The following is a 22,566-nucleotide window of genomic DNA, read 5'->3' as shown; positions in this document are numbered from 1 at the left end:
ACCAGTAGTCTGAGCGTCCCGACAGCCACGATCCCCAGGAGGACCACGCATGTCAGTCGGCCTGCTCGCCGTCGTCGACGACATCCTGTCGGCCGCCCTCAAGGCCAGCGCGAAGACCGCCGGCGTCGTGATCGACGATGCCGCGGTGACCCCGCAGTACGTGCAGGGCCTCGAACCCGCGCGCGAACTGCCGGTCGTCGGGCGCATCGCCCTCGGCAGCCTCTTCAACAAGTTCGTCATCATCATCCCCCTGGCGCTCCTGCTCACGGCGTTCGCCCCGTGGGTGCTGCCGTGGCTGCTCGTCCTCGGCGGCACGTACCTGTGCTTCGAGGGTGCCGAGAAGGTCATGGAGTGGTTCGGCTTCCACCACGAGAGCGGTGCCGCGGAGACGACGACCGAACCGAAGCTGGTGTTCGGCGCGATCCGGACCGACCTCATCCTGAGCACCGAGATCATGCTCATCGCCCTGGCGAGCCTCGACACCGGCCTCGGGTTCTGGGCGACGCTCGGCGCGCTCGCGGTGATCGCCCTCGCGATGACGGGGGTCGTCTACGGTGCCGTCGCGCTGCTCGTGAAGGTCGACGACGTCGGCCTCCAGATGATGAAGAACCCGGTCCGCCGCACCCGACGACTCGGCGCCAGGATCGTCGCCGCGATGCCGGCCGTCTTCCGCGTGATCAGCATCGTCGGCACCGTCGCGATGCTGTGGGTGGGCGGCCACCTGGTGATCGCGAACCTCGCCGAGACCTTCTGGCACGGCCCGCTGGACCTGCTGCACGTCGTCGAGCACGCGATCGAGGCCGCCGGCCCCGTCGTCACCTGGATCGTCGACACCGCACTGTCGGCCGTGGCCGGCCTGGCGCTCGGCCTGGTCGTGGTCGCGGTGGTGACCGGCATCGGCCGGCTGCGCGGTCCGCGGCACCAGACCGCGCACTGACGGACGGGAGGCTCGTGGCGGGCCGGTCACGAGCCTCCCGTCCGTCAGCTGGTCGCCGCGCGACGCGCTGCCGGCCGGTCCGCGCGGTCGTCCGTCCGCCGGTCCGCGCGGTCGCCCGTCCGGCGGTCCGCACGGTCGTCCGTCCGCCGATCCGCGCGGAGGCCGTCGACGGCGATGACCGCGAAGCGCCGCGCGGCCGCGAGCCGCTGCGCAGCGGGCGCGCGGGAGACGCCCCTTCCGGCGAGGAGCACCAGGACGAGGTCGTCGAGGACGAAGTCCGCGCGGAGCGCACCGGCTGCCTGCGCCCGCCGAGCGAGGCCGGCGAGGATCCGCAGCAGCTCGGCCCGGTGGCGCGCGAAGTCGACGGCATCGGGGAAGTCGTTCGTGAAGGCCTCGACGAACGCGTGGTTCCTGGCGTTCAGCTCGCTCGAGTCGACGACCACCCTCCGGAGCCCACGCCACGGATCCGGATCGGCCGCCCCGCGTTCGACGATCGCCCGGCACTCCCGGAGCTCCTCCGCGAACGCCGCGCCGACCAGGTCCTGCTTCGTCGGGAATCGCCGGTAGAGCGTGGCCGGTCCCACGCCGGCGCGTCGTGCGACCTCGCGCATCGTCACCCCGAGGCCGACCTCGTCGAACAGCGTCCTGGCCGCGTCGAGCAGGCGGTCGCGGTTGTCGAGCGCGTCGGAGCGCAAGTGAGGCATCGGGGCAGGCATGTCTCTCACTCTACGGAAGTGGACGCCTGCGTCCACTACCGTCGATCGCGCCGGCCGATCGGTGCCGGCAGGACCAGAGGAGGACGTCGTGCGCGCAGTGTCGATCGAGGAGTACGGCCCAGCGGAGGGCCTCGTCGTCTCGGAGCGCCCTGATCCCGTCGCCGGCCCCGACTCGGTGCTGATCGAGGTCGAGGCGATCGGGGTCGGCGGGGTCGACGCGGTGATCCGCCGCGGGACCCTCGGGAGCTCGTTCCCCGTCGGGATGGTCCCGGGGAGCGAGGTCGCGGGGACCGTCACCGCGGTCGGCGACGGCATCGACGGCGCATGGGTCGGCCGGCGGGTGTGGGGCTTCACGGGCACCAGCGGTGCGTACGCGGAGCTGGCCGTGGCCCGGCTCGAGGACGTCACGGTGCTCCCGGACGACCTGTCCGCCGTCGACGCGGTCGCGGTCGGCAGCGCCGCCACGGTCGCCCACTTCGCGCTCCGGCACGCACACCTGACGGCAGGCGAATCGGTCCTCGTGCGTGGCGCGGCCGGCAGTCTCGGGATCGCAGCCGTCCAGCTCGCAGCACAGGCCGGCGCCACGACCATCGCGGTCACGACGTCGTCGCCCGAACGGGGCCGACGACTGCTGGACCTCGGTGCCACCCACGTCCTCGATCGCTCCGGTCGCCCCCTCGACGACAGCCCGGCTCCGTCGGACTTCGACGTCCTGGTCGACGTCGCCGGCGGCCCCGAGCTGCCGTCGTTCCTCGAGATGCTCGCCCCGAACGGGCGCGCGGTCTCGATCGGGGTGGTGGGCGGCCACCCGCCGGCCGACTTCGGCATGACGCTCATGCGGCTGTTCCAGCGGTCGCTCTCGTTCGCGACGTTCAGTCTCGACACCGTCCCTCGCGCCGAGCGCAACGACGCCCGCGCCGCACTCCTCGCCACGGCCGCTGCCGACGGTCTGACCCCGGTCGTCGAGGCGGTCCTGCCGCTCGCCGACGCCGTCGAGGCACATCGACGGATGGACGCCGGGAGCGTCTTCGGCCGGATCGTGCTGACGGTGCGCTGAGCGGGACTGACGGGAGGCACGGTGCCAGCTGGCACCGTGCCTCCCGTCAGTCGTGGTCCCGGTTCAGGACGTCACTGCCCACCGAACCCGGTAGTCGCGATGCCCTTGATGATCTGTCGCTGGAAGAACAGGAACACGATGATGAGCGGCGCAGCCGCGAGCATCGCCGTCGCCATGTTCTGTGCGTACTGGATGCCGAACGCGCTCTTCACGGTCTGCAGCCCCACTGGGAGCGTCATGAGGTTCGCCTGGTTCGTCACGAGGAACGGCCAGAGGAAGTTGTTCCACGCCCCGATGAACACGAAGATCGCCACGGCGGCCAGGATCGGTCGCGACAGGGGCAGCACGATCGTGAAGAACACCCGGAGGCGCCCGGCTCCGTCGACACGCGCCGCTTCCTCGAGCTCGACCGGGATCTGGTCGAAGAACTGCTTGAGGATGAACACCATGGCCGGCGCGATCACCTGCGGCAGGATGATGCCGAGGTACGTGTCGACGAGGTTCATCGCCAGCATCTCGTAGAACAGCGGGATGATCAGCACCTGCGGCGGCACCATGATCGAGCCGATGATCGCGGCGTAGAGCCACTTCCGACCGGAGAAGTCGAGGCGGCTGAACGCGTACGCCGCCAGCGTCGACAGGATCACGGTGACCAGGGTGACGACGACGGACGTGAACAGCGAGTTCCAGATCCAGACCGGGATCTGCCCCTGGGTCAGCACCTTGACGTAGGCGTCGATCGTGAAGCCACCGGCCGGGATCCAGGACTGCTGCGCGGCCGCGGCGTCGGTCTCGGACTTCAGCGAGGTGTCGATCGCCCAGAGGATCGGCAGCAGCCAGCTGACGGCCAGCACGATCAGGACGACGAGCGCCCCGATGCGTGCTGGCCCCCACTTCGGCCCGTGGTGCTTCGTGGTCCGGACCCGGACGGTCGTCGTGGGGGTGCTCGTCTGGAGCGACTGCGGGTCGATGGTGGCGGTGCTCATGCTGCCTGTCCCTTCGTGGCGGCACGGACGGCGGCGCGCCTGCGACGCGCGTCGGCCCGATCGGCACGGGCGATGGCGTCACCACGACGCCCGGCGGTGAACTGTGCGATCGAGATGATGACGATCATCGCGAAGAAGATGTACGAGATCGCGGACGAGTAGCCGAAGCGGTACCCGGTGAACCCCGACTCGAAGATGTACTCGACGATCGGCCGGGTGGAGCCGTTCGGTCCGCCGGTCGTCATCTGGTAGATCTGGTCGAACACCTTCAGGGACGCCAGGATCTGCAGGACGACGATGAGTCCGGTCGTGCCGCGGAGCTGCGGGAGCGTGATCGACCAGAGCTTCCGCCAGGTGCCGGCTCCGTCGAGGGACGCCGCTTCGTACTGCGACTCCGGGATGTTCTGCAGGGCGGCCAGGTACAGCAGGAAGTTGAACCCGACGGTCCACCAGACCGTGGTGCCGACGACGGCGTACATCGCAATGTCCTGGTCGTTGAGCCAGTTGCTCGGCGGGAGTCCGATCGAGGTCAACAGGTGGTTGAACAGCCCGAGCTGCGGGTTGAACAGCCACAGGAAGATCTGCGAGACGACGGTCGACGCGAGCAGGTAGGGCATGAAGAAGGACAGTCGCCAGAGCCACTGTCCCGGCAGGCCGGTGTTCACCAGGAGCGCCATCGCGAGGGCGACGACCACGAGCGGGATCGTCGACAGGACGGTGAACCAGACGGTGTTGCCCATCGAGCGCCACATGTCGGCGTCGCCGAAGGCCTCGAAGTAGTTCGCGAACCCGACGAGGTGGTTGCCGGCCCCGGTGAGGCTGGTCGCGGTGAAGCTGAGGTAGAGGCCCCAGACGATGGGGACGACGAGGAACGCGACGAAGAACACGACGAAGGGGGCGACGAACGCCCACCCCGCGCGGTTGTCGCGCCTGCGCTTGACGGTCCGGCCCCTGGCGCGGGACGCGTCGCGCTCCCCGGCACTGACTGCGTGCGGTGTCGGACCTGCGGTTGCTGATGCCACGATGTTCTGGACTCCTTCGTCCGTCAGCCGGCCGGGTTCGGCTCGGAGAGCTTCTTGTTCACGACGCCCATCAGCTGGTCCCAACCGGCTTCGGGCTTGGTCTGACCGAGCAGCACGCCCTGCAGTGCGTTCCCGACCGCGGTCTGGAAGTCGCTGCCGGCGCCGGTGAACCACGCCTGCGGGTCGTAGTTCGCGATGTCCGCGGCGCCCGCGTAGTGCGCCTGGGGCAGCAGCTTCTTGTACTCGGCGCTGTCGGTGACCGGGTTGTACGCCGGGATGTGTCCCGCCTGCGCCCAACTGAGGGACCGCTTGACGATCGCGGCGACGAACTCGTGCGCGTCACGGCGCTTCTGCTCGTCGACGACGTTCTGGTGCGGGAGCACGAAGGTGTGCGAGTCGGCGTACGCAGCGGGCTCCGAGTACATCGTCGGGATCGGCTGCGCGTCGAACGGGATCTTCGCGTCCTTCATCGACGGGGTGTCCCAGACGCCGGTGAACATGATCCCGGACTTCTGCGTGACGAACTCGGCGAGGGCGGTGCCGCCGTCGGCGGCGTTCGCCGCGATGTCGCCGTCGAGCATCGTCTTCATGAAGTCGAGCGCGGCCATCGCCGCGTCCTTCTCGACCTCGGCCTTCCTGCCCGGCGTGAACACCATCGTGGCGCCCTGCTGCCGGTAGAGCGTGTAGAGCATCCGCCACAGGTTCGCGCCGTCGTTGAGGTACCCGTACGAGATGCCGTGGGTCTTCGTGACGCCCTTGACCGCTCGGCCGACCTCGAGCAGCTGGTCGGGGCTCGAGATGTCGACGATGCGCCCGTCGCTGCCGAGCGCACCGGCCTTGTCGAGGATGTCGGTGTTGTAGAACTGCACGAACGGGTGGGCATCGAGCGCCACTGCGTAGTGCTTGCCGTCGACGAAGGTCTTCTTCCACACCGCCGCCGGGTAGTCCGATTCACGGACGCCGAACTCGGCGAGCAGGTCGTCGTCCCACGTGTCGAGCAGGCCGCCGGGCGCGTAGCCCTCGAGGCGGCTCGCGTGCATGATCGCGAGGTCCGGTGCACGGCCCCCGACGCTCGCCATCGCGAGCTTCGTGTAGTACGGCGTTCCCCAGGCGAGGACCGTCTGCTGGGCGGCGACACCGGTCGCTGCGTCGGCACGCTTGACGAGGTCGGCCATCTTCGCCCCGTCACCGCCGGTCAGCAGGTGCCAGAACTGGAGTCGGTCGGCGCCGGAGGCGGCGGTCGATCCGGTCGCGCAGCCGGTGAGGCCGCCGGCGAGCACCGCGCCGCCGAGGATCGATGCGCCGCCGACCAGCAACTGCCGGCGGGAGAGGGGGGACATTCGGGTTCACTCCTTCGTGAAGTGGTACATCGTTGTAGTGACAGACGTGGCTGCACGCGCCTGCCGGTCGGGGCCGTTCAGGGACGAGCAGCTGCCTCGATCGCGGCGACCCGGGTCTGGATCTCGCGGATGCGTTCGATGTCGAACTTCTGGCCGCGGGCGAAGTCGTACACGCCGTTCTGCTCCTGGAACACGTCGGTGAGCTGCGTGTAGCAGTACCCGAACATGTGCTCGTTGCCGAGGAGCGCGGTCACGAGCCCCTCGAAGCGTGCGTAGAAGTCGTCGAGCGAGCGGACCCGTTCCCCGTACCCCCACGAGGTCGTGCCTGATTGCTCCGGGGCATCAGCGGCGGCAGCGGCGTCGGCGTTCCACCAGATGCCGCCGAACTCGCTGCAGAAGTAGGGCTGGCCGTTGTACGGCAGGCTCCACGGGCGAGCGCCCTCCACGTGGCGGTCGCCGTCGTCCTCGGTGTTGACGAACGCCGTCCGGGTCGTGGGGTCGAGCATCCCGAGCGTCGCGCTGAACGTGGCCGGGTCCTGGTCGTAGTTGTGCGAGTCGTAGACGTCGGTCTCGAACACGCGGTGCGCGTAGCCCGACGCGTCGAGCACCGGGCGGGTCGTGTCCATCGCCTTGGTGGCGAGGAACATCGCACGGGTGACGTCGTCGAGCGCGGTGATCCGATCGGAGATGTGCTGGCGCGTCTCGTTGAGCGGGCACCACCCGATGATCGCCGGGTGCGAGTAGTCGCGCTCGAGCGCTTCGAGCCACTCGGCGACGTAGCTGGCGTCGGGCTGCTGCCGGTCGTCGCTCGGACCGGTCGTCTTGCAGCCCCAGTCCCCGAACTCGCCCCACACGAGGTAGCCCAGACGGTCGGCGTGGTACAGGAACCGCTCCTCGAAGACCTTCTGATGCAGGCGCGCACCGTTGAACCCGGCCTGCATGCTGAGCTCGATGTCGTGCACGAGAGCGCCGTCGGACGGCGCGGTGAGGAGTCCGTCGGCGTAGAGGCCCTGGTCGAGCACGAGGCTCTGGAAGACGGTCTCGCCGTTGATCAGCACCGACCGACCGACGATCGCGACGCTGCGGAGCCCGGCGTAGCTGCCGACCTGGTCGACCACGGCACCGTCTGCGTCCAGCAACTCGACGCGGACGTCGTAGAGGAACGGGTCGGCGATCGACCACGGCCGGACGCGGCCTGCTACGATCGCGACCGTGAGCCGCGGCGTCAGCGTGAGATCGGCACGGACCTCGCGCTCCCCCACCACACCGTGCTCGTCAGAGACGGTCACGCGGACGCGACCGCCCGGCAGCCCGGTGCTGAGCGGGACCTCGACGGCGAAGTGCTCGCCCTCGAGGTCCGGCGTGATCCTCGGGCGGCGGATGGCGATCTCGGGGACCGGCTCGAGCCAGACCGTCTGCCAGATGCCCGTCGTGCGGGTGTAGTCGGCATCGTGGTTCGCGTACTCGGTGGACTGCTTCCCGCGGGCCTGCGGTGCGTCCTTCGAGTCACGGGCGCGGACCGTCAGGGTGACCGTGTCGCCGGCGCGGACCCCGGCGCGGGCGGTGAGGTCGAACGTGAAGCTCGTGAACCCGCCGCGGTGCCGACCGACCTCTCGCCCGTCGACCCAGACGGTCGTGTCGTGGTCCACCGCGCCGAAGTGCAGCAGGATCCGCCCGTCCCAGTCCGTCGGCACCGAGACCTGCCGGCGGTACCAGACGGCGTGGTGGAAGTCGACGTCGCCGATGCCCGACAGCGTCGACTCCGGCGCGAAGGGCACCGTGATCTCCAGCGACAGCTCGGCATCAGGGGACGACAGGCCGCGCTCGAAGCCCGAGTCACCCGGATCGAAGTCGAAGCCCCACCGGCCGTTGAGGTTCATCCACCGCTCGCGGGTGCACTGCGGCCGGGGGTACTCGGGGCGGGGCGTCGAGGAGGTCGTGGTCATGGCTCTTCCTTGAGTTGGTACCGGGGGTCGCCTCGACGCTACAACGTTGCAATTACGCTGTCCACCCCGCTCACCGCGGCCGGGCCGCAGGGGTCACCGAGACCCGCAGCGATCCGTCTTTCGACCCCGAGTACGGGGTTGTGTACGACACCCGCACGGTGAAGCGCTCGTCGGAGCCCTCCGCGCCGCACGTCAGCTCGAGACCGGCGCCGTCGGCGGGGGTGCACGAGCCGGTCTGTCGGAGAACCAGATCGGAGCGATCGAGGATGCCACGGAAGGCGGCGTCGTCGAGCGTCGGCGGAGCCGAGTACGTCCTCGTCACCGACGGACACGGATGCCCGAACCCGGACAGCTGGAGGCAGAGTCCGGCCCCGCGCGTCAGTTCCTCGTCCTCGAGCTCCCACCCCGACGGCACCGCGACCCGGTCGGCGATGCGACGGACACCACCGTCATCCGATACAGCGACCCCGATCCACGTCCCGCCACCCACCAGGGCCGCCACGACCGCGACGACGACCACCCATCTCGCTTGCACCTGCGCCCCCTTTCGCCTCGCCCGATCTTCGCGGAGCGTGTCAGGCCACCGCTACCGCACGTCCGGGGCACACGAAGGGCGAAGCCTGTTGCATAACGGAACGGTAACGAGAGGGAACCGGTCCAAACCGTTTCCGGTGGGGTGCCGAATCCCATGCACAGACCGGGAAACACCCGGAGCGCTCACCAGCCGCAGATAGCTGGTTCTCCACTCCTTGTCGGAGTGTGTTCGGCGCGCTTTCAGTACGCCGCGCCGAGCGCGACACAGCAAAGGAATGACCATCATGCGCAAGTCCCTCAAGACCACCATCACCCTCGCCACGACGGGTGCCCTCGTCCTCGGCGGTGCCGCGTTCGGCGTCTCCGCCGCGAACGCCTCCACCCCGGCGATCCACACCGTCGCCTCGTCGTCGTCGAAGATCCCCGCACCGGTCGCGTCGGTTCCCGAGGTCCTCGGTGGTGACACCTCCGTCGCGCTGGACTCCGGCTTCACCGACGCCCTCACCTCGCTGGGCCTGACCCCGGGTGTGTCCGGCAACGCCAAGCTCGCCGACGGCGCCGTGTCGTTCCCGATCACCTCCGGCTCGGTCACCTACTGGAGCCCGGACGGCAAGTACCGTCCGTACGTGCAGGGCCTGCTGAACCACGACGACTCGGGTCTGACCCTGAAGGCCGGGGACACGACCGTGACGCTGGAGAACTTCGTGGTGAACCCGGGCTCGTCCAAGCTCTACGGTGACGTCCTGGTCAACGGGCAGGTCGCCGCAGCGAACGCGTACCTGTTCTCCCTGCACGGTGGGACGCTCAAGCCCCTGCAGCTCGAGGGTGACAACGCGATCCTCACCGGCACCACCGTCCACGTCTCCGCCGACGCCGCGAAGCTGCTCAACAGCACCTTCAAGACCGACGCCGTCAAGAGCGGCCTCCTCGTCGGCACCGCCACCATCACCGCCAAGATCAAGTAAGCACGCCTGGCGCAGGTTTCCGTCTGCGCATGACAGACCGGAAAAGCCAACGCCCCGTCGCACCCGCGACGGGGCGTTGTGCTGTGCCGCTCGCCCATTCCGCTGGCATCGTCCTCACCCTCCCTGGGCGAGGCCGGTGATCAGGTTGATGGCGACCGCGACCACGAAGGTGCCGAAGAAGTAGGACAGCAGCGCGTGACCCAGGGCGATCCGGCGTGACGGGGTGGACGACTGGGTGATGTTGCCCGCGTTGTAGGCCATCCCGATCGAGAAGGCCGTGTAGGCGAAGTCGCTGTAGGACGGGTCCTCGTCCTGGTCGAAGTCGAAACGGTGGCTGTCGTCGATGTAGTACATGCGCGCGTACTTGAAGGCGTACACGGTGTTCACGACTGCCCAGGCCGCCACGACGCCGACGACCGCGAGGATCGCAGCGGCAGACCCGACCGGGTCCTTCTGCTGGCTGCGGACGAGCGCGAAGAGCACCAGGACGAGGCTGAGGAACGTCGCGGCGATGACGAGGACGTCGACGAGCTTCCGTGACCGGTCCTCGTGGCGAGCGAGGGCACGGGTCCGCTCGGGATCTGCTGGCCAGGCCGCGGACCACGCCCAGACGAGGAACACTCCTGCGGCGATCGCCCAGCCCAACAACGGCGACAGATCGGGGACACCGAGGAGAGCGGCGATCACCGCGACCACTGCCCCGACGATCGCGCCGACACCGGCCTTCATCGACAGGTGGGACATGACCCTTCCTTCCTGAACAGTGGTTCTTCGTCCTGTCGCGCATGCATCTTCGAGACCACCACGTGTCGCTCAGCCCTGCCGGGCGCGCGAGAGCGGCACGTAGAGACCGGCACGCTCCGCGCGCACGGCGGCGAGCGTGCGCGACGTGGCATCGAGCTTGAACAGGATGTGCTCGATGTGCGCAGCGACCGTGCGGGGGGCGATCATCAGCGCTCGGGCGATCTCGAGGTTCGAGCACCCCTCGATCACGTGGCCCAGCACCTCGAGTTCGCGTGGCGTCAAGCCCCGCAGGCGCCCGGCGGGTGAGAGCACGACGACCCCTCGGGCCGCTGTCTGGAGATCTCGATCGCAGGCGAGCACCGTCACCCGCGTGTAACCGTCCGGCAGCTGTCGGCCCCCGCGCGGCCACAGGAACGTGGCGTAGCGCTGCCCCTCGCCGATGGCGTCCCTGGCCGCATCGACGAGCGCGGAATCGGCGGAGAGGAGCACGTCATCGGACAAACCCGGGATGCGGGTGACCCCGGACCCGGGAAGCAGCACCACGCCCGACCGGGCTCCGCTGACGGAGGCTGCCGACGTCGCCAGCGACCGGACCGGGTCGATGCCCGACGCGAACTCGGGCAGGAGCCGAGTGAGTCGCCGGCGGAGTGTCCGCGACGGCGGGGCCGCGCTCCGGAACAGCACCGTCATGAAGCCCACGTGCCGACCGCCGTCCTCGAACAGTGCGACGGACAACGCCTCGTGGAATCCTGCGGGGAGCAGGCACTCCGCCCACGTCTGCAGGCCCGCCGACGGATAGGGCAGGTCGGAGAGACTGGTGGGAGGCCGTGCGCGATCAAGACCGGTCCGCTCGATGTCGCGTGCCACCTCGGGACCGCTCAGGTAGCGGACGCTCGACTCGTCGAGGTCCGTGCTCGCGACCGCGCTGTACCCCGTGCTCCCCCGTTCGGCCAGTGCCATCCACGCGCCGTCGAACGGGATGTGGTGGTGCAGTTCATCGAGCAGCGCCTGCGCTCGATCGTGGACGGGACCCGGGCGCGCTGCGATCTCAGCGAGCAGCAGTGCAGCAGTGCGTGTCACGGTTCGACCACCTCATGACCATCGGCGGCGGGAATCGAAGGAGTTGTCCGAAAACCGTCTATCGCCGGTCTAGCACGGTGATGCGGTACGCGTGCCCACACTGCGCGAAGTCGGATGGGCATGTCTGCCGATGGTGCTCCCGCTCCGGGTGGCGTGCCATGAGGGTGTCGCGCGGCAGACCGGCCCGCGGCGCAAGCCAGGGCACGTCCCGCACGAGAGGAGACGAACATGAAAGCCGTTGTCTACGAGGGGCCGCGCAAGGTCACGGTGCAGGACGTCCCCGATGCGCGCATCGAGCGCCCGACCGACGTGCTGGTGCGCGTCACCACGACCAACATCTGCGGATCCGACCTCCACATGTACGAGGGGCGCACCAGCTTCGAGACCGGCCGCTGGTTCGGTCACGAGAACATGGGCGAGGTGATCGAGGTCGGCGGCGGTGTGGACAAGGTCAAGGTCGGGGACCACGTCGTCCTGCCGTTCAACGTGGCGTGCGGGCACTGCAAGAACTGCGAGCGCGGGCTGACCAACTACTGCCTCACCGCTCAGCCCGTTCCCGAGTGGGCGGGTGCGGCGTACGGATTCGCGGACATGGGCCCATGGGCCGGCGGACAAGCCGAACTCCTGCGGGTGCCCTGGGGCGACTTCAACTGTCTCCGACTGGGCGAGGACGCTGAGGAGAAGGCATCCGACTACGTGATGCTCGCCGACATCTTCCCGACCGGCTACCACGCCACCGAGATGGCGGGAGTGCAGCCGGGCGACCAGACCGTCATCTACGGCGCCGGCCCGGTCGGACTGATGGCCGCCCTGTCGGCCACCATCCGGGGAGCGAGCAAGGTGATGGTCGTCGACCGGCATCCGGACCGCCTCCGACTGGCGGAGTCCATCGGCGCGATCGCCATCGACGACTCGAAGGTCGACCCCGTGCAGGCCGTCCTCGAGCAGACGATGGGGCTCGGCGCCGACAACGGCTGCGAATGCGTCGGCTACCAGGCGCACGACCCCGGTGGTGACGAGCAGCCGAACCTCACGCTCAACCGTCTGGTGCAGTCGGTCCGGTTCACCGGACGGATCGGAACCGTCGGCGTCTTCGTGCCGCAGGACCCAGGCGGCCCCGACGACTTGGCGAAGCAGGGCCAGATCGCATTCGACATCGGACTGCACTGGTTCAAGGGCCAGACCATGGGCACCGGACAGGCGCCGGTCAAGAAGTACAACCGGCCGCTCCGCGACCTCATCGCTGCCGGTAAGGCGACACCGTCGTTCATCGTCAGCCACGAGCTGCCGCTCGATGGTGCTCCCGACGCCTACGAGCACTTCGACAAGCGGGACGACGGGTGGACCAAGGTCGTCCTCAAGCCCGGGAAGCGGTCCTGATCATGGTGGGCAGAGCCGCCGCCGCGGTCGGGGTCGCGGGGATCGCCGTCGGCCTGGTCGCCCGGTCGTTGGTGACGAAGCCGCGTGGATCGGACGGTGACGCGGCGCACCCGGAAGGATGGAAGGCGGTCACCGTCCTGGGCGATGCCGATGCGTTCGAGCGCGATGGCTACCCAGAGCCGCTCGGACGTCTGGCTGCGGCGCTCGAGATCCGGGTCGAGCCCGCTCCGGGCGACAAGGGCTTCGAGGTGCATGCCCGCGTGCGGGACGGTGCCGACCTCGGAGTGGACGGCAGCGATCCGAACCGGACCCTGCGGGAAGCGCTGCGCGATGCCAAGCAGGTCTTCGAGACAGGCGAGGTCCTGCGCGCGACCCCGAGACCGCACGGCGACCGTCCACGCACGCTGCTCGGCCACGCGGTCGACGAAGCAGAAGACGATGCGAAGGGCGGGGGTGTGCTGTGAAGGCCCTGTGCTGGACCGGGGTGAACGAACTCTCGGTGGAGAACGTCGATGACCCGGAGATCCTCAACGCTCAGGACGCCATCGTCAAGGTGACGTTGAGCACGACCTGCGGGTCCGACCTCCACCTGCTCGGCGGGTACGTCCCCACCATGCGGGCAGGCGACGTGCTCGGACACGAGTTCATCGGCGAGGTCGTCGACGTCGGATCGGCCGTCACCGAGCACAAGGTCGGTGACCGGGTCGTGGTGTGCTCGTTCATCAGCTGCGGGAAGTGCTGGTACTGCCGCAACGAACTGTTCTCGCTCTGCGACAACGGCAACCCCAACGCGGGCATCCCCGAGATGCTCTGGGGCCAGGCACCCGGCGGCTGCTACGGCTACTCGCACGCACTGGGCGGATGGGCCGGGAGTCACGCGGAGTACATCCGGGTGCCGTACGCGGACCAGGGCGCCTTCCCCGTCCCGGACGGGGTCAGCGACGAGCGGGCGCTCTTCGCGTCCGACGCCGCCCCGACGGGATGGATGGGAGCGGACCTCGGGGGTGTGCGGCCCGGCGACACCGTCGCCGTCTGGGGCGCTGGTGGTGTCGGCCAGATGGCTGCGCGTAGTGCGATGCTGCTCGGCGCGGAACGCGTCATCGTGATCGACCGCTTCCAGGAACGGCTCACGCAGGTCGAGCAGGTCATCGGTGCAGAGACCATGAACTACGAGACGGCCGAGGTGACGGCCGAGCTCCGAGAACGCACGGGTGGCCGCGGCCCCGACGTGTGCATCGAGGCAGTCGGCATGGAGGCACACCGCGACGGGCCCGACTTCGCCTTCGACCAGCTGAAGCAGCAGCTGCGGCTGCAGACGGACAGACCGACTGCCGTCCGTGAGGCGGTCTTCGCTGCGCGCAAGGGCGGCAGCATCTTCGTGCTGGGCGTCTTCGGGGGCTTCGTCGACAAGTTCCCCCTCGGGGCGGTGATGAACAAGGGCCTGACGCTCCGGTCCGCTCAGCAGCACGGACACCGGTACATCCCGATGCTCCTCGAGCGGATGGCGCGGGACGAGATCGTCACAGAGCACCTCGCCACGCACGTCATGCCACTCGACGACGGACCCGGCGGCTACGCCATGTTCAAGGAGAAGACCGACGGATGCGTCAGGGCCGTCTTCCGTCCCTGATCGGTGCCCCGGCAACGGACGGGCTACCGGTCGATGCGTGCGAGCCAGTCGCGGACCAGGGCGGTGGTGACCTCGGGTTGCTCGAGGTGCACGTTGTGTCCGGCGGCGTCGAGGACGACGAAGCTCCCTCGTGGGTAGTGATCCCGGAGTGCGAGGCCGTCCTCGTACCCGACGACGTCGTCCTGCCGACCGAACAGATGCAGCGCCGGCGCGGTGAACGGCGCCGGATGACGTTCCTCGGGCACGGCCTCCAGCGCGTAGTCAGCGGCGATGCGCTCCATCATCGCTGCGTCCGAGCCGCGGAGACCGGGCAACACGTACTGCTCGAACGCTGCGAACGCGGCCGCGTCCTGGATGACGCTGACCTCCTCGAACGCTTCTCGCGCGTCACCGGCAGCCTCGAGGACGGACGGGTCGGTCTGGAGCACGGTGCGCTCGGGGACGGCACGGTCCGCGTGTGCTGGTTGCACGACACCCGCAAGGGTCGCGACACCGAGCACACGGTCCCGGCGTTCGTGCGCGACGTGACGGGCGATCATGCCGCCGAAGGAGTTCCCGATGACGGCGAACGGCTCGTCGCCGAGGTGGTCGTCGATCTCCGCGAGGACACCGTCGGCCACCTCGCCCGCGCTCGTCGCGGTCGAGGTCCCCGCGGCGGCCTCGGCCCACGGGAGGTCGAGGAACACCAGTCGCCAGGGCAGGTCCTGCGCCGCTCCTACCAGAGGCAGCATGATCCGGTGGTCCACACCGAATCCGTGGAGGGCGACGAGCGGACGACCAGCACCGAGGACGCGAGCAATCACCCGGCAAGCCTACGAGTCGCCCGCACAGTGGTGTGCCGGGCGGTCGTCCGACGGTCAGGCGGGCTTGCTGCGGTAAGTGTACTTGTAGTAATCCGACAGCTGCAGGCCGGCTGCTGCTTCCTCGTCGACCACGACGGTCGCGTGCTCGTGGAGCTGCAGCGCGCTGCCGGGCACGAAGGAGCTGAGCGGCCCCTCGACCGCGGCCGCGATCGCGTCGGCCTTCGCCGACCCCTGCGCCACGAGCACCAGCTGCTGCGCCTCGAGGATGGTGCCGAGCCCCTGCGTCATGCAGTGCGTCGGCACCTGGTCCAGACTGTCGAAGAACCGGGCATTGGCTTCACGCGTGGACGGCGCCAACGTCTTGATGCGGGTCCGTGACGCGAACGAGGACGTCGGCTCGTTGAAGCCGATGTGCCCGTTCGCTCCGATCCCGAGGATCTGCACGTCGATCCCCCCGGCGGCACGGATCGCGGCGTCGTACTCCTTCGCCGCGAACTCGATGTCCGCAGCCCGACCGTCCGGCACCCGGACCCGCGACGCGTCGAAGCCCAACGGCACCACCACGTCACGCGCGATCACGGACGCGTACGACTCGGGGTGCTCCAGCGGGATCCCGACGTACTCGTCCAGGGCGAACCCGCGCGCTTCGGCGAAGGAGATCTCCCCCGCGTCGACGCGGCGCTGCAGATCGGTGTAGATGCCCTGGGGGCTGGACCCGGTCGCGAGACCGATGACGGCTGATGGCTTCTTCGCCACGACCGCGGCGATCTTCGCCGCAGCGACGCGACCGACCTCAGCGGGCGTGGGCAGGATGACGATCTCCACGTCGGCGCTCCTCAGCGGTCCGCGAAGCCGCCGAGCATGCCGGAGATGAACCGCTTCTGCAGGAAGAAGTACAGGACCACGATCGGCAGGGCGACGATCACCCCCGCGGCGGACAGCAGCGAGTAGTCGGTCAGGTGAGCGCCCTTGAAGAAGGCGAGGCCGAGCGGCGCGGTCCGGTGGTCCTCGCTCGTGATGAGCACCAGGGGCAGCAGGAACTCGTTCCAGGTCCACATCGTGATGAGGAGCGCCATCGTCATGATCGGGGCGACGGCCGCGGGGACGATGACCTGCCAGAGCAGCCGCACGTCCCGGGCGCCGTCGAGCCGGGCAGCCTCGATGACCTCCCCGGGGAAGCTCCGGAACTGGCTGCGCATCCAGAAGATCCCGAACGCCAACGACTGCGCGGTCTGCGGCAGGATCAGGCTCGTGTAGGTGTCGGTCAGCCCGACACTCCGCAGGTTGAAGTACAGCGGGATGATGAACGCCTCGGCGGGGAGCATCAGGCCGGCGAGCATCACGAAGAAGAGCACGTTCGAGCCGAAGAAGTCCAGCCGTGCGAACGCGAACCCGGCGAACACCGCGAGGACGGTCGTGAGGACGACGACGGACACCGTGACGAGCACGCTCGAGAACATGTAGCTCGCGAAGTGCCCCTGGTTCCACGCGGCGCCGAAGTTCCCGAGGTCGATCGACGTCGGCACGCTGAACCCGCCGGAGTTCTGCGCCGACGGGGTGACCGAGGACAGCAGCACCCCGATGAGCGGGATGATCGCGAAGAGCGCGAACAGCGTCAGGATGACGTAGTTCACGGTCTTCTCGCGGACGGAGATCCTCATGCGACGTCCTTCGGCTGGAGACGGCCGATCAGGGCCGTGACGATCATGATGACGACGGTGAGCGAGACGGCGACCGCGGCGGCCGACCCCACCTGCCCGGTCTGGAACGCCCGGTTGTACGCCTCGAACGCGGGCACGGACGTCGAGTTGCCCGGCCCACCGCTCGTCGTGACGTAGACCAGGTCGAAGGTCTTCAGCGCCGACACCACTGTGAGGGTGAGCGCTGCGGCGATCTGCCCGCGGAGGGACGGCAGCGTGATCGAGAAGAACTCCCGAGCGGCCCCGGCGCCGTCGATGCGCGCGGCCTCGAACAGGCTCGGGTGGATGTTGCCGACACCGGACAGGAAGAGCACCAGGCAGAGACCGACGTTGAGCCAGGTGCCGACGAAGCCGATCGCGGGGAGGGCGGTGTCGTAGCCGCCGAGCCAGACCTGCGCGAACTGCCCGAGCCCGACGAGCCGGAGCGCGTCGTTCAGCAGGCCGTCGGACGAGTAGATCGAGACCCAGATGGTCGCGACGACGACCGACGCGATGACCTGCGGGAGGAAGAGCACGGTGCGGAAGAACGACATCCCACGGAGGCCGTTCGCCCGCGAGATCAGCGCGGTCAGGAACAGCGCCACGACCACGGGGATCGCCGCGTAGAACACCATCAGCACGAGTGCGTGCCCGAACGACGCTCGGAGCTGGGCGTCGGTGAAGACGCCCGCGTAGTTCGCGAACCCGGCCCACGTCGCGGCCGAGAGCCCGTCCCAGTCGTAGAACGAGTACTGGATGCTCTGCAGGAACGGCACCCCGAGGAACACCGCGAACACGACGAACGCGGGGAGGATGTAGAGGTACGCGACGAGGCTCCGCCGCCGCTTCCGGACGGCGCCGGCCGTCCGGCGGGTCCGCCCGCGGCGGGCGCTGCGCTCGGCAGCACCCGCCGTGGTTCCGGTGAACTGGGTCACGGGGTCCTCGCTACTTCTTCACGAAGCCGGCGTAGTCGTCCTGGAGCGTCTTCGTGTACTGCTCCGGGCTGGCCTTGCCGGCGACCAGGTCCTGCATCGCCGCCGTGATCGTGTCGTAGAACGTCGGGGTGGCGTAGTCGAGGTACGGCGTGATGCTGTTCGACGACGAGATCGACTTGTAGTTGCTCGTGATGTCGCCCGCGATCGTGCCGGATGCCGGGGTGTCGTCGTCCGGGACCACCGTCGGCAGGTTGCCCTTCTGGACGAGTGTCTCGGAGGCCTTCGCGTTCGTGACGAAGTCGATGTACGCGGCGGCCGCGTTCGCGTTCTTCGTCTTCGAGGTGATGGCCCACGCCAGCCCCTCGCCGCCCATGGTGACGGGCTTCGACGCATCGGGCGGGGTCAGCGCCGTGAAGCCGATGTCGTCTGCCTTCGCCGCGGCCTCGAGGGTCGCCTGGTACCAGGTGCCCGTGATGAGGAACGCCGACTCGCCCTTGCCGAACGCCGCGACGGCGTCGTCGCGCGAGACGCCGTTCGCGCCCTCGGTCACGTAGCCCTTGCCGACCCAGTCCGTGATGGTCTGCGCAGCCTTCACCTCGTCGTCACCGGTCCAGCTGCCTGACTTGCCGGCGACGAGGTCGTTGACGGCGTCGTGACCGGCGAGCGCGGAGAGCACCAGGCCGTAGAGGTGGATGCCGGGGCTCTTCTCGACGTCGCCGTAGCTCAGTGGGAGCGTGCCCGCCGCCTTGACCTTCTGCATGTCCTCGGTCAGCTCGGCCACGGTCGTGGGCGGCGAGTCGATGCCGGCGTCCTTCAGGACCGCCTTGTTGTAGTACAGCCCGACGAGCTCGCCGGTCTGCGAGACGCCGTAGAGGTCGTCCCCTTGCCAGGTCTTGCCGTCGGAGGAGAACGAGTTGAGCTTGAGCAGGCTCGACGGGTAGTAGTCGTCCCAGCCGTAGAGCTTCGCGTAGTCGTCGACGGGACGGAGGAACCCGGCCTTCACGAAGGCGCCCATGTCCGGGTAGCCCTGGTTCGCCTGCACGACGTCCGGCGGATTGTCCCCGGAGAGTGCGAGCTTGAGCGTCGTCTTCAGGTCGGCGAAGGACCGCGAGACCCGCTTGATCGTGATGTTCGGGTGCGCCTTCTCGAACTCGTCGTTGAGCACCTGCTGCGCGTCGTTGATGCCGGTGTCGGTGTTCTGGTCCCAGACGGTCAGCGTCGTCTTCCCCGAACCGACGTCCTTCGAGACGGGGCCGAGGCTCTGTGATGCCGCAGGTGCCGCGGATCCGCCGGGGGTGCACGCGGTCAGGCCGAGCGCGACCGCCGCGGCGACGCCGATGAGCATCGTCGTCTTGCTGATGTGCTTCATGGTCATCCAGTTCTGCGAGTGGGTGGATGGTGCTGGGGAGGGTCGGTGGGGTCAGGCGCGGGTGGGCACGGACGCGTCGAGGAACGACCAGTCACCGGGGGCGGCGGTGCGGCGGAGGAAGGCGACGAGTTCGGCCGGGTGCGGGGCGCTCGCGGCGCCGCCGAGTCCGGTGACGGCGTACGCGGCACTCGCGGCGGCGAACCGGAGACGGGTGTCGAGGTCCCAGCCGTGGTGCGTGCCGGCCATGAACGAGGCCACGAACACGTCACCAGCGCCGGTCGGGTCGACCACGTCGACGGGGATCGTCTCGGCGGTGGCGACGACGCCGTTCGCCGAGTCCACCGCGACGACGCCGTCCCGGCCGCGGGTGACCACGGCGAGCGGGACCCGCTCCGCCAGGAGCTTCGCGGCCTCCAGCGCGGTGTCGGTCCTGGTGTAGCGCATCGCCTCGACGTCGTTCGGCACGAAGACGTCGACCTCGGAGAGCCGGTCGAGCACCTCGCCGGACCACTCGCCCGTGTGGTCCCACCCGACGCCGCCGACGACCGTGGTCCCCGATGCGCGGAGCGTCGCGACCCACGCCGGCAGCGGACGGGCGATGCCGACGTGCGTGGCGGCCACCCGGCCGATGTCGTCGGGGATGGTCAGGGGCTCGAGCTGCTCCTCGTACGTGATGAAGCTCCGGTCCTCCGGCCCCGTCAGCGCGACGGAGACCGAGCTCTGGTGACCGGGCACGAGTTCGAGCAGGCTCGTGTCCAGCAGGGGCTCCGCGGTCAGCAGCCCGTGCACGTGCCGCCCGAGGACGTCGTCGCCGAGGCGGCTGAGCACACGGGTCGGCGCGCCGGCACGGGCCGCGGCGACCGCACGGTTCGCGACGCCGCCCGGGGTGACGGCGAACGCGTCTGCGTAGACCTCGGCGCCCTGCTCAGGCGCCGTGACACCGGAGAACACCAGGTCACAGAACACGTCGCCGGCGAACAGCAGGGCGCCGGGATCGGTGGTCGGGCTCGCCTCGGGCACGGCTTCTCCTCGTCATTGCGGATCACCCCTGCGCAGGTCTGCGCGATTCGGGATTCCGATCCGCTGGTGGTGCTCAAGCCTGCGTGGTTCGTGTTGCGAGGACGTTACCTGATTGCTCCAGATTTGTTAAGTCTGATCTGAATCGCAGTTTGCATGATTGATCTTGCGTGATCGTGCGCGATTTCGGATATGGTGACGGCATGATCCTGCGAGAACGGCAGAACCGCATCATCAAGGCGCTCCGGCTCGACGGTGCGGCCTCGGTCCAGGAACTCGCCGACGCCCTCTCCGTGAGTCCGGCGACGATCCGCCGTGACCTCGAGATGCTCGACCGCAACGGCGAACTCGTCCGCACCTGGGGCGGCGCCGTCCTCGCACCACGGCAGACCGCGCAGGACGGCGACGACGGCGAACCCGTCGAGACCCCCTTCGAAGAGGCCGGCGACATCGACCTCAAGCGCCGCATGGCCGCCGCCGCAGCCGCGATGGTCACCGACGGCCAGGTGGTCATCCTCGACATCGGCACGACCACGCCGCAGATCGCCGAGCTCCTCCGCGGGCGCGACATCACCGTCATCACGACGAACCTCGCCGTGTTCGACGTCCTGCGCGACGACGAGGCCGTGCGTCTGGTGCTCCTCGGTGGCGTGGTCCGCCGGAACTACCGCACGCTCGTCGGGTCACTGGCAGAGGCCGCACTCGAGCACGTCAGCGCCGACGTGGTCTTCCTGTCGTGCACCGGCGTCCGCGCGAACGGCCACGTCGTCGACAACATGGCCGTCGAGGCCCCGATCAAGCAGTCGATGATCGCCGCCGCCGAGCGCGTCGTCCTGCTCGCATCCGAGACCAAGTTCCCCGGGACGGGGGCGCTCCGCCTCTGTTCCCTCACCGACGTCGACACGCTGATCACGACGACCGGCGCCCCCGACGAAACACTCGCACACAGCCGGAACGCCGGCGGAGAGGTCATCATCACATGAAGCTCTGCATCCTCGGAGGCGGCGGGTTCCGCACGCCGTACGTGTACCAGGCGCTGCTCCGCGACACCGGCTCACCGCGCGTCGACGAGGTCGCCCTGTACGACGTCGACGAGGTCCGGCTGCACGCGATGGTCGCGATCCTGACCGAGCTCGCCGCCGAGTTCCCCGACGCGCCCGTCCTCAAGCCGACGACGGACCTGCACCGCGCCGTCGAGGGCAGCGACTACGTCTTCGCCGCGCTCCGCGTCGGGGGGCTCGAGGGCCGTCGCTGCGACGAGCACGTCGCGCTCGACCTGAACGTCCTCGGGCAGGAGACCACCGGCCCCGGCGGACTGGCCTACGCGATCCGCACCGTGCCCGTGATGGTCGAGGCGGCGAAGGTCATCCGCGACCTCGCCCCGAACGCCTACGTGATGAACTTCACGAACCCGGCGGGCATCATCACCGAGGCGATGCAGAGCGTCCTCGGCGACCGCGTCCTCGGCATCTGCGACACCCCGTCCGGGCTCGGCCGCCGCGTCGCCGGCATGCTCGGCCTCGACCACACCCGCGTGCAGATGGACTACGTCGGCCTGAACCACCTCGGCTGGATGCGCCGCGTCATGTACGACGGCCGCGACGTCCTGCCCGATCTCATGGCGGACGACGAGCGACTCGGTGCCATGGAGGAGGGGCACGTCTTCGGCCTCGACTGGATCCGCTCCCTCGGCGCGATCCCGAACGAGTACCTCTTCTACTACTACTTCAACCGGGACGCCGTGCGCTCCATCGTCGGCTCCGGCAAGACCCGTGGGGACTTCCTCGCCGAGAGCCAGTCCGCGTTCTACGACCGGGCGAGCGCTGCGGGCAACGGTGTCGCCGAGCTCTGGCGCGAGACCGTCGAGCGACGGAGCGCCTCCTACATGGCCGAGGCGAAGGGCGGCACGCAGGACGAGCCGCTCGACCCGAAGGAACGAGAGACCGACCCGTCGCACCAGGGCTACGCGGGAGTCGCCCTCGGTGTGATGGCCGCGATCAGCCGGAACGAGCGCCAGACGATGATCCTCAACGTCCGGAACAACGGCACCATCGCCGGCCTGCCCCGCGACGCCGTGGTCGAGGTCCCGACGATGGTCGATGCCAACGGCGTGCACCCGATGACGACCGACCAGCCCGACCTGCACCAGATCGGGCTGATGTCGCAGGTGAAGGCCGTCGAACGGCACACCATCCGGGCGGCGCTCACCGGGTCGAAGGACGAGGCGCTCAAGGCGTTCGCACTGCACCCGCTCGTCGACAGCGTCTCCGTGGCGCGCGACCTGGTCCGCGGCTACGTGGACCGCATCCCGGAGGTCGCGGCGGTGCTCACGAGGTGACCGCTGGAAGGGAGGGGACCGTACGGGGCGGCGGCCCCCTCCCGGCAGCCCGGCGCACGCAGGAGATCGCGGCCGGACGCTCGGTCAG

General features: G+C 69.3%; 22 protein-coding genes. 8 read left to right on the top strand and 14 right to left on the bottom strand.

Going from position 1 to position 22,566, the window contains the following annotated elements; all coding sequences use genetic code 11:
- Window positions 1-49 precede the first annotated feature (49 nt).
- Window positions 50-937 carry a DUF808 domain-containing protein gene (locus tag QK288_RS06660; protein WP_281267022.1) on the top strand — a complete coding sequence of 296 codons (888 nt, stop codon included), beginning with the start codon at window positions 50-52 and terminating at the stop codon, window positions 935-937.
- A gap of 44 nt (window positions 938-981) precedes the next feature.
- Here QK288_RS06660 and QK288_RS06655 read toward each other — a convergent pair whose 3' ends face one another.
- Window positions 982-1,653: a TetR/AcrR family transcriptional regulator gene (locus QK288_RS06655; RefSeq protein ID WP_281267021.1), complete on the bottom strand. Its 672-nt coding sequence runs from the start codon at window positions 1,651-1,653 to the stop codon at window positions 982-984.
- Between the two features lie 88 nt (window positions 1,654-1,741).
- Between QK288_RS06655 and QK288_RS06650 the strand changes: the two genes are divergently transcribed.
- Window positions 1,742-2,710, top strand: coding sequence for a zinc-dependent alcohol dehydrogenase family protein (locus QK288_RS06650; protein ID WP_281267020.1), 969 nt, complete (start codon window positions 1,742-1,744; stop codon window positions 2,708-2,710).
- A gap of 71 nt (window positions 2,711-2,781) precedes the next feature.
- On the opposite strand, the gene QK288_RS06645 is transcribed toward QK288_RS06650, so the two are convergent.
- From QK288_RS06645 to QK288_RS06625, 5 genes are all read right to left on the bottom strand, one after another.
- Window positions 2,782-3,696 carry a carbohydrate ABC transporter permease gene (locus QK288_RS06645; RefSeq protein ID WP_281267019.1) on the bottom strand — a complete coding sequence of 305 codons (915 nt, stop codon included), beginning with the start codon at window positions 3,694-3,696 and terminating at the stop codon, window positions 2,782-2,784.
- Window positions 3,693-4,718, bottom strand: a complete 1,026-nt coding sequence (locus tag QK288_RS06640; RefSeq protein WP_281267018.1) for a sugar ABC transporter permease — start codon at window positions 4,716-4,718, stop codon at window positions 3,693-3,695. Before QK288_RS06640 ends, QK288_RS06645 begins: the two co-directional genes overlap by 4 nt.
- A 23-nt stretch (window positions 4,719-4,741) precedes the next feature.
- A complete protein-coding gene (locus tag QK288_RS06635) occupies window positions 4,742-6,058 on the bottom strand; it encodes an extracellular solute-binding protein (RefSeq protein WP_281267017.1) in 1,317 nt (438 codons plus the stop codon).
- Between the two features lie 77 nt (window positions 6,059-6,135).
- On the bottom strand, window positions 6,136-8,004 hold the full coding sequence (locus tag QK288_RS06630; RefSeq protein ID WP_281267016.1) for a sugar-binding domain-containing protein: 1,869 nt from the start codon (window positions 8,002-8,004) through the stop codon (window positions 6,136-6,138).
- A 70-nt stretch (window positions 8,005-8,074) separates the two neighbouring features.
- Window positions 8,075-8,539: a hypothetical protein gene (locus QK288_RS06625; protein WP_281267015.1), complete on the bottom strand. Its 465-nt coding sequence runs from the start codon at window positions 8,537-8,539 to the stop codon at window positions 8,075-8,077.
- 283 nt (window positions 8,540-8,822) lie between these two features.
- Between QK288_RS06625 and QK288_RS06620 the strand changes: the two genes are divergently transcribed.
- Window positions 8,823-9,503 carry a hypothetical protein gene (locus QK288_RS06620; protein ID WP_281266657.1) on the top strand — a complete coding sequence of 227 codons (681 nt, stop codon included), beginning with the start codon at window positions 8,823-8,825 and terminating at the stop codon, window positions 9,501-9,503.
- A gap of 114 nt (window positions 9,504-9,617) precedes the next feature.
- Here QK288_RS06620 and QK288_RS06615 read toward each other — a convergent pair whose 3' ends face one another.
- Together QK288_RS06615 and QK288_RS06610 are read right to left on the bottom strand one after the other, a co-directional pair.
- The gene (locus tag QK288_RS06615; protein WP_281267014.1) at window positions 9,618-10,247 is read right to left on the bottom strand and encodes a DUF1345 domain-containing protein; all 630 of its coding nucleotides are present in this window, start codon (window positions 10,245-10,247) and stop codon (window positions 9,618-9,620) included.
- Window positions 10,248-10,316: 69 nt separating this feature from the next.
- Window positions 10,317-11,327: a LuxR C-terminal-related transcriptional regulator gene (locus QK288_RS06610; protein WP_281267013.1), complete on the bottom strand. Its 1,011-nt coding sequence runs from the start codon at window positions 11,325-11,327 to the stop codon at window positions 10,317-10,319.
- Window positions 11,328-11,555: 228 nt separating this feature from the next.
- Here QK288_RS06610 and QK288_RS06605 point away from each other — a divergent pair, with 228 nt between their 5' ends.
- The 3 genes from QK288_RS06605 to QK288_RS06595 are packed head-to-tail and all read left to right on the top strand — an operon-like array spanning window position 11,556 to window position 14,337.
- Window positions 11,556-12,707: a glutathione-independent formaldehyde dehydrogenase gene (locus QK288_RS06605; RefSeq protein WP_281267012.1), complete on the top strand. Its 1,152-nt coding sequence runs from the start codon at window positions 11,556-11,558 to the stop codon at window positions 12,705-12,707.
- On the top strand, window positions 12,668-13,171 hold the full coding sequence (locus QK288_RS06600; protein ID WP_281267011.1) for a hypothetical protein: 504 nt from the start codon (window positions 12,668-12,670) through the stop codon (window positions 13,169-13,171). Before QK288_RS06605 ends, QK288_RS06600 begins: the two co-directional genes overlap by 40 nt.
- Before the next feature lie 35 nt (window positions 13,172-13,206).
- Window positions 13,207-14,337 carry a zinc-dependent alcohol dehydrogenase gene (locus tag QK288_RS06595; protein WP_348639039.1) on the top strand — a complete coding sequence of 377 codons (1,131 nt, stop codon included), beginning with the start codon at window positions 13,207-13,209 and terminating at the stop codon, window positions 14,335-14,337.
- Between the two features lie 23 nt (window positions 14,338-14,360).
- On the opposite strand, the gene QK288_RS06590 is transcribed toward QK288_RS06595, so the two are convergent.
- The 6 genes from QK288_RS06590 to QK288_RS06565 are packed head-to-tail and all read right to left on the bottom strand — an operon-like array spanning window position 14,361 to window position 20,143.
- A complete protein-coding gene (locus tag QK288_RS06590; RefSeq protein WP_281267009.1) occupies window positions 14,361-15,140 on the bottom strand; it encodes an alpha/beta hydrolase in 780 nt (259 codons plus the stop codon).
- A gap of 54 nt (window positions 15,141-15,194) precedes the next feature.
- The gene (gene nagB / locus QK288_RS06585; protein WP_281267008.1) at window positions 15,195-15,965 is read right to left on the bottom strand and encodes a glucosamine-6-phosphate deaminase; all 771 of its coding nucleotides are present in this window, start codon (window positions 15,963-15,965) and stop codon (window positions 15,195-15,197) included.
- 11 nt (window positions 15,966-15,976) lie between these two features.
- A complete protein-coding gene (locus tag QK288_RS06580; RefSeq protein ID WP_281267007.1) occupies window positions 15,977-16,801 on the bottom strand; it encodes a carbohydrate ABC transporter permease in 825 nt (274 codons plus the stop codon).
- Window positions 16,798-17,754, bottom strand: coding sequence for a sugar ABC transporter permease (locus QK288_RS06575; protein ID WP_281267006.1), 957 nt, complete (start codon window positions 17,752-17,754; stop codon window positions 16,798-16,800). The genes QK288_RS06580 and QK288_RS06575 overlap by 4 nt, the downstream gene beginning before the upstream one ends.
- A gap of 10 nt (window positions 17,755-17,764) precedes the next feature.
- Complete coding sequence (locus tag QK288_RS06570) at window positions 17,765-19,129, bottom strand: extracellular solute-binding protein (RefSeq protein WP_281267005.1); 1,365 nt, start codon at window positions 19,127-19,129, stop codon at window positions 17,765-17,767.
- A gap of 45 nt (window positions 19,130-19,174) precedes the next feature.
- Entirely contained in the window at window positions 19,175-20,143 is a 969-nt protein-coding gene (locus tag QK288_RS06565; RefSeq protein ID WP_281267004.1) for a carbohydrate kinase family protein, read from the bottom strand.
- Between the two features lie 200 nt (window positions 20,144-20,343).
- On the opposite strand from QK288_RS06565, the gene QK288_RS06560 reads away from it, so the two are divergent.
- Together QK288_RS06560 and QK288_RS06555 are read left to right on the top strand one after the other, a co-directional pair.
- A complete protein-coding gene (locus QK288_RS06560) occupies window positions 20,344-21,123 on the top strand; it encodes a DeoR/GlpR family DNA-binding transcription regulator (RefSeq protein ID WP_281267003.1) in 780 nt (259 codons plus the stop codon).
- Window positions 21,120-22,478, top strand: a complete 1,359-nt coding sequence (locus QK288_RS06555; RefSeq protein WP_281267002.1) for a 6-phospho-beta-glucosidase — start codon at window positions 21,120-21,122, stop codon at window positions 22,476-22,478. Before QK288_RS06560 ends, QK288_RS06555 begins: the two co-directional genes overlap by 4 nt.
- The last annotated feature ends 88 nt before the right edge of the window (window positions 22,479-22,566 follow it).

It is taken from the genome of Curtobacterium sp. 9128 (assembly GCF_900086645.1).
Lineage (GTDB): Bacteria > Actinomycetota > Actinomycetes > Actinomycetales > Microbacteriaceae > Curtobacterium.
This window is presented reverse-complemented; position numbering and strand designations above follow the sequence as displayed.

Excerpts from the sequence above, each read along its gene's own strand:
- QK288_RS06660 (WP_281267022.1), top strand. The coding sequence starts at position 50 with ATGTCAGTCGGCCTGCTCGCCGTCGTCGACGACATCCTGTCGGCCGCC.
- QK288_RS06655 (WP_281267021.1), bottom strand. The coding sequence starts at position 1,653 with ATGCCTGCCCCGATGCCTCACTTGCGCTCCGACGCGCTCGACAACCGC.
- QK288_RS06645 (WP_281267019.1), bottom strand. The coding sequence starts at position 3,696 with ATGAGCACCGCCACCATCGACCCGCAGTCGCTCCAGACGAGCACCCCC.
- QK288_RS06635 (WP_281267017.1), bottom strand. The coding sequence starts at position 6,058 with ATGTCCCCCCTCTCCCGCCGGCAGTTGCTGGTCGGCGGCGCATCGATC.
- QK288_RS06630 (WP_281267016.1), bottom strand. The coding sequence starts at position 8,004 with ATGACCACGACCTCCTCGACGCCCCGCCCCGAGTACCCCCGGCCGCAG.
- QK288_RS06620 (WP_281266657.1), top strand. The coding sequence starts at position 8,823 with ATGCGCAAGTCCCTCAAGACCACCATCACCCTCGCCACGACGGGTGCC.
- QK288_RS06615 (WP_281267014.1), bottom strand. The coding sequence starts at position 10,247 with ATGTCCCACCTGTCGATGAAGGCCGGTGTCGGCGCGATCGTCGGGGCA.
- QK288_RS06605 (WP_281267012.1), top strand. The coding sequence starts at position 11,556 with ATGAAAGCCGTTGTCTACGAGGGGCCGCGCAAGGTCACGGTGCAGGAC.
- QK288_RS06580 (WP_281267007.1), bottom strand. The coding sequence starts at position 16,801 with ATGAGGATCTCCGTCCGCGAGAAGACCGTGAACTACGTCATCCTGACG.
- QK288_RS06570 (WP_281267005.1), bottom strand. The coding sequence starts at position 19,129 with ATGACCATGAAGCACATCAGCAAGACGACGATGCTCATCGGCGTCGCC.
- QK288_RS06560 (WP_281267003.1), top strand. The coding sequence starts at position 20,344 with ATGATCCTGCGAGAACGGCAGAACCGCATCATCAAGGCGCTCCGGCTC.
- QK288_RS06555 (WP_281267002.1), top strand. The coding sequence starts at position 21,120 with ATGAAGCTCTGCATCCTCGGAGGCGGCGGGTTCCGCACGCCGTACGTG.